Genomic DNA, 6,723 nt, shown 5'->3' with positions numbered 1-6,723 from the left:
CAACCGCACGCGCAAACCATCCACTTCGCAAGCGAGAAAGTCTGCTTTGACCACGCCGAAGCCGTCCGTGACCGTGAAATCGGCACGGAAAGGCAAGGTCGCGACGCCGACCGCGAAGTCCGGCCCCGCCGCCATGAAAAAGCCCAGGGGCAACACCGATCCCGGCACGTCGAAGACGAACCGTTCGGTCGCGTCTCAAAAGCCCGTTGCACGTCCGCGTACTACGTCGAAATCCGCGAAACGCCGCGGGTGATCTTTTGTCCCGCGTTTCACCGCTTGAGCCGGCGACCTGTTTCGCTCTTACATCGTGTCGAGATTAAGATGAGATGTGGCGGATTTTTGAATCCTGCCGACTCTCTGATTGAGTGGGACTACGGTGTCGCGATTTCGCCGGCGACGGCCAGGCGCTACTTCAAGGCGCGGATCATGAGTGCGCAGAAACTCAATTTAGCGAATATCCATAGGTATCCTATATTTTAGGTTCACTTATGCATCGACCGACAATCAAAGGTCTCCAATTTCGAGGATAGGGCCGGGAAGCAACTGTATGCAAGAGTTGCAGGTCGCGAACTCTTGCATAATGCGGCCGGGAGAGGGTTTTCGGACCATCGGGCTGTTCTGCTTCGCGACCTCTGCATTGAAACATTGGCTGCAACAAAGCAGCCTCTAGCCGCTCGCGATGCAGATGTAAGGAATGGCTTCGTAAGTCGCGACAGGTATTGCGCACCGATCACATCGATCCTTTTTCATGCTGGTTTTCTTTGCCCGTGATGCGGCTTCTTCTGTGCGGACATGGGGACGAAGGCAATGCAGTTCACGAGATTCGCAGCGACCATCATCACGTACTTGTCACTGTCTTCCGACACGATTCGTTTCAGCCAGTTTGCCGTCTCCGACCACACGCAGGCGATCAGGTTCTTCTCGGGATGGCTCCCGATGTATTGCTGCATCAGGCGGTCCCGGAGCGGTGGACTCAGGTCTTCGCCCAGCTTGACGGTGGTCACGTAAATCCGCTGCTGCAGCTCCTGCTCATCTTCCGAAATCAAAGGCCATGTCAAGCCCGATTCTTTCATGGCTTGAAAGCACAGAAGGAGAAGTTCGAAGGCAAACTCCATTTTCTCCAGCGACACGCCCAACTCCTTCAGCACGAGAACCGAGCCGAGCATATGAGGCTGGGCAAGATGTATTTCATCGACCAGGTCCTCCTTCTGCCTCAGATTCATCGCCTGCACCGCTCTCATGGATCGGGTCACAGCGTCCAGCGAAATACGGTTCATTGTATTTCCCCTGTAATCGACGGGGTTGGATTACACGGATCCCCTGTCCGTAGTGGCGTGTTGGGGCCGTTCGAAGGATCTATCGCAGGTTCTCACCAGTCGCGGGCAGGTGTGCCTGTTCGTTCACCCGCCGGTTTGCCGATCGGCCCGTGCGCGTATGTCGGCGGCCGTGGCGATCGGCAACGCGATGAAGTCACGTTCGGGCATCTCGCTGTACGTCCGTCGGAACGGCAGATAGAGTCGGACGCGCCATTGCGAGCCATCCTTGCGACCCGCGTAAGGATGCAGAATCTCACCGTCCAGGGCACGCCGGTCGAAGCGCAGCACGCCCTTGTGCGGGTAAGGCGCGTCGGCTTCTTCAAACCGAGCGCGCATCATGTGATTGACGACATCGTTCGGAAATCCCGGGTGTCCCGACGTGTCCGCCGCCTGGATCGCGTCCTCATCCGTCAGATGGCACCGTGCCAGCTCGTGTTCATCGAACACGACTTCCTTCGCAACGTACGGCGGCCCGTCATACCAGTTTGGATCGTCGTTATCGAGCAGGATGGCGATAACGGTGCGCGTGCCGACGTCAGTGCAACGCCAGCGGAACCCGGCGGAGCCGAGAAATTCAAGACCAATGTGAAAGTCGGAATGCTTCATGGCAACGCGGCGTCGGATGGTTTAAACTGCCCAAGCCAACGGACGCAACACGTTCACAGTTTGCGTCAGGCCCTGAGCGGCGAGCGTATCCAGGTAGTCATCGACAGATTTTGGTGGATTCTTCATCGATTTGCGGTGTCGAGAGGCAGCCTGTAGCACTTTGGCGGCGTTGAGGTCGAACAGGTCGAAGATGAAGTCGTCCGGATGCTGGGCCGAGACATTGTACTTTTGCAATTCGGAGGCAGGAAAATCCTTGCGGTTGAACGTAATAATAAGTTCGGCGCCCGCGTGCATAGCCGCGGCCACAACATGCCGATCATTCGGGTCTGGCAATTCGATCGCAGGAATGAGGTGCTCGAAGTTTTCGACCAACGCTTCGCGTACGTTCGCATCCATGAGCTGACGCGTGCGCGCGATAGCCTCCGGTTTCAGGTCTTTTCGGTGTTCGAGCACGTTCCGTGTCCACTCATCGTGGATCATGTTGCTCCATCGAGCGCGGTACATGTCAGTCAGCGCAAGATGCATCAGCAGGTCGCGCAACGGAGCCGGATACAGAACACAGGCGTCGTAAACTACAGTGAAGTTTGACGCCATCGTTCAATAGCCCATGCCCAGTTCCTGTGCCTGCGCAGTGAGCTCGTCCAGCGCGGCGAGACGCGCCTCGTCAATGCGCTTCTTGTAGTCGATAACGTCCTGGTAGCGGACACGCCGGTGCGTATTGACCCGTCGAAAAGGAATGTCCCCCTTCTCAAGCAACTGCACAAAGTAAGGTCGCGATACGTTAAGCAGGTCAGCTGCTTCCTGCGTGGTCACTTCAGCGTGGATTGGAATGATTGATACGGCGTTGCCCTGTCCAATTTCCGCGAGTACATTGACCAACAGCTTCAAGACCGTCGTCGGAAGACTGACACTGTGCATCTCTCCCTTTTCATCCCTGAAGTCGAACTGCTGCGATTCCGCACTACTGGTCAGCGCAACAGCCAGATCACGGCTCGACTCGCGGGCGATCTCGATCTCGGCCGCCGAAGGCAACGATGCGGGGGTTACGGATCTGTTCATGGGGGCTCCTTGCGTCTTGGCTATATGCGCCATTCTAATTCGAAATAACCGAAACGACAACCTAAATCGAAATATCCGAAACGCTCCGATGCCGCCCGACCGAACCGCAAACTGGCTCACGCTGCTATGACTTGAAACAAATTGTTTTCGCGAATTCGAATAGTGAACACACTTCGTAATCCCACAATCGCCGCCGGAAAAACGCTTTGCCATGTTGTACTTCACCGAGCGGTGGGTTGCCGGAGCCGCGCGTGAATCGTCGGCCGCGTGCGACAAGCAGTATTCGTGCGTGCAGGTGAGAACAAAATTTTGTCAGATGGCACCGAGCAGGCAAAAAATCGGACAAAATTAACCTCCTTTGAAAGGAATCGTGCAAAATTGACCTGGCGTGAATCCTCATACGACCTATGCTTTTTACTTGGTGAATCGCAAGCAGGGCATTTATGGGCACACGGGAGACATTCGACGCGTCATCGGGCGGTCTGACTGAGGCGTTCGACGCGCTGTGTGCGGTTCTCAACACGCAAGGACGCGATTCGCTGGAATTTACGCGCGCATGTGCGCGCTATGAGGTCACTCATCTTTTCTGGCGCTCGCATCAGCTCCAGCTCAGGGCCGACGCGGAAGCGAGCCGCTTTACGTCGCCTGGCGCCGGCCGCCGGCTGCTCGTGGTTCACGAGCGCGAGCCGGTTGCGCAGTCCATGCTGCTCATTGCAAAGCTTCAAGGTTTCGACACAGCGTCCAGCAACTGCGAAGACCTTGCGGACAGTTTGTCTGCCTTACGTCCGCAACTGGTCTTTCTCGATGGCGAGTGGCATGGTGCGTTGAAAACCGCGGCCATCGACCTGTGCAGGCGGCAGGCCAGGCGCTGCCGCATTGTGCTGCTGGCAGCAGCGCGCGATCCGGTACGCAGCTGGCCGGGCGTTGATGCGGTCATTACCCGGCCCGCGTCGGTCAAGACAATACTGTCGCGCTTTTGCGAGCTCGTCCCGATTTCCGGGCTTGGCTGATCAAGGCGGATGTCACGTCAATCGGTTTGGTCCCGTTTGGTAATGCCAACGCCGGTGGTTGAGCGATCAGTAGCCGCCCAGCAGACGGTCAAGCGCTGCAGTGATCTTGTCCCGATGCTCCCGCAATGAGCCGATCGAGGGACCAAGCTCGTTTAACGGAACCGATGCAATGAACGCCGGGTGCATCAGGCATTTGACGCCAGCGATCTCGAAGGGCGGCGTGAAATCTGCTGGCAGTTTGCCGGGAGGGAAAGAGTCCGCACGAATCAGCGGGACAACAACCCGAATTGTCAGGCCATCGAGAAAGTCGCTCTGCACGTCGACCAGGTCGGCGTATTCGCCTTGCTTTTGCCGGGGTTGGCATAAACTTCAAATCGCGCCATCAAAACATCCGGTATTCAGCCAGTGGAAGGCCATTCTTTTCTACCCAGTCGTTGGTGTTTTTAATGAACTCGGCGTTCTCCTGCGCCCAGCGACGACCTTCCTCAGCCTTGATTGCGTCGCGCAAAGCCTGCTCGCAGGCACGTGAGAAGTTGATGCCCAGTTCCTTCGCCCGCTCATAAACGTCGACAGGCAGCGTGACATTGGTCGCCTTACGCGATACGGCGGCAGTTGCATGTGTCATGCGAGCCTCCATGTGGATGAATATGCGCACATCTGTCCACATTTTACACATGATCAATGCCTTCCGCTGCGTCGGTTCTGTACGAAGTGACAGCGACTTGACATAATCTAAATTAACAACTTTTCTGCATGTAGCGGCCAGATGGTAATGTCCGCTTTTAGCCGCATAGAAATGTCCGCTTTTGATGCCGTCGTATGCTAGCCACCCGCCGTTTTCGGGCGCTCTAGATATCGATGGCTGTGACAGAACGGATAACAATGACGATGCGGGAACTGGACAGATTCAAGGTCATTCAGGACGTGACGGAGGGGCGGCTCAAGCCATGGCGTGCCGCCGAACGTCTGGGTCTGACGACGAGGCAAGTACGGCGGTTGGTGGCCCGATACCGCGAGTCTGGCGCTCCTGGACTGATCTCTCGCAANTCTGCATGTAGCGGCCAGATGGTAATGTCCGCTTTTAGCCGCATAGAAATGTCCGCTTTTGATGCCGTCGTATGCTAGCCACCCGCCGTTTTCGGGCGCTCTAGATATCGATGGCTGTGACAGAACGGATAACAATGACGATGCGGGAACTGGACAGATTCAAGGTCATTCAGGACGTGACGGAGGGGCGGCTCAAGCCATGGCGTGCCGCCGAACGTCTGGGTCTGACGACGAGGCAAGTACGGCGGTTGGTGGCCCGATACCGCGAGTCTGGCGCTCCTGGACTGATCTCTCGCAAGCGCGGTATGCCCGGGAATCGGAGACTGGACGGCGAACTGGCCCAACGTGCTCTGGCCATTGTCCGTGAGCGATACGCCGATTTCGGCCCGACCCTGGCGTGCGAGAAGCTGCGCGAATGTCACGGCATCCGGCTCGCGAAGGAAACCGTACGCAACCTGATGACGGAGGCCGGGCTGTGGCTACCGCGCCGGCAGCGCCCGCCGAAGGTCTACCAGCCGCGGGCCCGGCGCGCGTGTCTGGGCGAGCTGGTGCAGATCGACGGCAGCGATCACCGGTGGTTCGAGGAACGGGCGCCGGCCTGCACGCTGCTGGTGTATGTCGACGATGCGACGAGCCGGTTGATGGCGTTGCATTTCACGACGACCGAATCAACTTTTAGTTATTTCGAAGCGACGCGCGCATACATCGAGCGCCATGGCAAACCCGGCGCGCTCTATAGCGACAAGTACAGCGTGTTTCGCAAAACGGGCGCGAACAAGGATGGCAATAGCGTGACCCACTTTGGGCGTGCAATGTACGAACTGAACATCGACACCTTCTGTGCGAACAGCAGCCCGGCCAAGGGACGCGTGGAGCGCGCGCATCTGACGCTGCAGGACCGTCTCGTGAAGGAATTGCGGTTGCGTGGCATTAGCACGGTCTGCGAAGCGAATGCGTACGCCCCTGTCTTCATGGCGACCTATAACGCCCGTTTCGCAAAGCCGCCGAAGAGCAATTTCGACGCGCACCGGCCGCTGCGCGCTGATGAGAGCCTTGAGCTGGTGATGACGTGGCGCGAGTCACGCAAGGTGACCAGGTCGCTGACCGTGCAGTACGACCGGGTGATGTATCTGCTGGAGGACACGCCGGAGCACCGCAAGCTGATCGATCGATATATCGAGGTCTGGGAGTACCCCGATGGGCGTATCGAACTCCGGGCGGAAGGCCGTGTTCTGACGTGCAGGCAGTACGACCGGCTGGCCGAGATCGATCAGGGCGCGATCGTTGAACACAAGCGACTGGGCCACGTGCTTCAGGTCTCACAGGCGATTCAGGCACAACGCGATAACAGCCGCATCGGTAAGGCGCCTTCCCGGACCCATCTGGGCGCCCCAACCAAAGTCCAAAGTCGTTCGCCAGGCAAGAAGAAACAACGCGAGTTCAATCAGGCCGACGTTGAGCATGCAATCGTGGACCTTGCCCAGCAAAGACAGGCACAACCGCAACCCCGCAAACCTGGCCGGAGGTCTGCAAGGGACAGGGGAACGGACGTAAGCGCCCTGCCCATTCAAACGCCATCCTTCGACACTGCGTGATCTTTAACCCATGAAAAGCAAACGCTGAACCCTTTAAACCCGGACATCTCTATCTAGCCGGGAAGCGGACATCTGAATCTGGCCTCGACA

Annotated in this window: 9 protein-coding genes and 1 pseudogene; 4 read left to right on the top strand and 6 right to left on the bottom strand. The window is 57.7% G+C overall.

Annotated elements, in window-relative coordinates:
* Positions 1-480 (top strand): hypothetical protein (locus GCT13_RS49005; protein ID WP_193727975.1); only part of this gene is annotated, 480 nt, incomplete at its 5' end.
* 266 nt (positions 481-746) lie between these two features.
* Here the strand turns inward: GCT13_RS49005 and GCT13_RS46915 are convergent.
* From GCT13_RS46915 to GCT13_RS46900, 4 genes are all read right to left on the bottom strand, one after another.
* Positions 747-1,277 carry a hypothetical protein gene (locus tag GCT13_RS46915; RefSeq protein WP_087740250.1) on the bottom strand — a complete coding sequence of 177 codons (531 nt, stop codon included), beginning with the start codon at positions 1,275-1,277 and terminating at the stop codon, positions 747-749.
* A 123-nt stretch (positions 1,278-1,400) separates the two neighbouring features.
* Positions 1,401-1,922 carry a hypothetical protein gene (locus tag GCT13_RS46910; protein WP_087740249.1) on the bottom strand — a complete coding sequence of 174 codons (522 nt, stop codon included), beginning with the start codon at positions 1,920-1,922 and terminating at the stop codon, positions 1,401-1,403.
* Positions 1,923-1,943: 21 nt separating this feature from the next.
* A complete protein-coding gene (locus GCT13_RS46905) occupies positions 1,944-2,516 on the bottom strand; it encodes a PIN domain-containing protein (protein ID WP_087740248.1) in 573 nt (190 codons plus the stop codon).
* 3 nt (positions 2,517-2,519) lie between these two features.
* A complete protein-coding gene (locus GCT13_RS46900; RefSeq protein ID WP_087740259.1) occupies positions 2,520-2,981 on the bottom strand; it encodes a helix-turn-helix domain-containing protein in 462 nt (153 codons plus the stop codon).
* 701 nt (positions 2,982-3,682) lie between these two features.
* Here GCT13_RS46900 and GCT13_RS46895 point away from each other — a divergent pair.
* On the top strand, positions 3,683-3,991 hold the full coding sequence (locus GCT13_RS46895; RefSeq protein ID WP_152768358.1) for a hypothetical protein: 309 nt from the start codon (positions 3,683-3,685) through the stop codon (positions 3,989-3,991).
* A 66-nt stretch (positions 3,992-4,057) separates the two neighbouring features.
* Here the strand turns inward: GCT13_RS46895 and GCT13_RS46890 are convergent, their stop codons facing one another.
* Together GCT13_RS46890 and GCT13_RS46885 are read right to left on the bottom strand one after the other, a co-directional pair.
* Entirely contained in the window at positions 4,058-4,309 is a 252-nt protein-coding gene (locus GCT13_RS46890) for a CcdB family protein (protein WP_235851270.1), read from the bottom strand.
* A gap of 64 nt (positions 4,310-4,373) precedes the next feature.
* Positions 4,374-4,616: a type II toxin-antitoxin system CcdA family antitoxin gene (locus GCT13_RS46885; RefSeq protein WP_087740506.1), complete on the bottom strand. Its 243-nt coding sequence runs from the start codon at positions 4,614-4,616 to the stop codon at positions 4,374-4,376.
* A gap of 233 nt (positions 4,617-4,849) precedes the next feature.
* On the opposite strand from GCT13_RS46885, the pseudogene GCT13_RS46880 reads away from it, so the two are divergent.
* Positions 4,850-5,032: pseudogene (locus GCT13_RS46880) on the top strand (helix-turn-helix domain-containing protein); the annotation flags it as partial.
* Between the two features lie 116 nt (positions 5,033-5,148).
* Positions 5,149-6,633: an ISNCY family transposase gene (locus GCT13_RS46875; RefSeq protein WP_152768357.1), complete on the top strand. Its 1,485-nt coding sequence runs from the start codon at positions 5,149-5,151 to the stop codon at positions 6,631-6,633.
* Positions 6,634-6,723 lie beyond the last annotated feature (90 nt).

Source organism: Paraburkholderia franconis (genome assembly GCF_009362735.1).
In the GTDB taxonomy this organism is placed as follows: domain Bacteria; phylum Pseudomonadota; class Gammaproteobacteria; order Burkholderiales; family Burkholderiaceae; genus Paraburkholderia; species Paraburkholderia franconis.
The sequence above is the reverse complement of the archived record's forward strand: the minus strand, read 5'-3'. Positions and strand labels throughout refer to the sequence as shown.

Bases quoted from the DNA above. Each gene is read 5' to 3' on its own strand.
- GCT13_RS46915 (WP_087740250.1), bottom strand. From the start codon at position 1,277: ATGAACCGTATTTCGCTGGACGCTGTGACCCGATCCATGAGAGCGGTG.
- GCT13_RS46910 (WP_087740249.1), bottom strand. From the start codon at position 1,922: ATGAAGCATTCCGACTTTCACATTGGTCTTGAATTTCTCGGCTCCGCC.
- GCT13_RS46905 (WP_087740248.1), bottom strand. From the start codon at position 2,516: ATGGCGTCAAACTTCACTGTAGTTTACGACGCCTGTGTTCTGTATCCG.
- GCT13_RS46900 (WP_087740259.1), bottom strand. From the start codon at position 2,981: ATGAACAGATCCGTAACCCCCGCATCGTTGCCTTCGGCGGCCGAGATC.
- GCT13_RS46895 (WP_152768358.1), top strand. From the start codon at position 3,683: ATGCTGCTCATTGCAAAGCTTCAAGGTTTCGACACAGCGTCCAGCAAC.
- GCT13_RS46885 (WP_087740506.1), bottom strand. From the start codon at position 4,616: ATGACACATGCAACTGCCGCCGTATCGCGTAAGGCGACCAATGTCACG.
- GCT13_RS46875 (WP_152768357.1), top strand. From the start codon at position 5,149: ATGGCTGTGACAGAACGGATAACAATGACGATGCGGGAACTGGACAGA.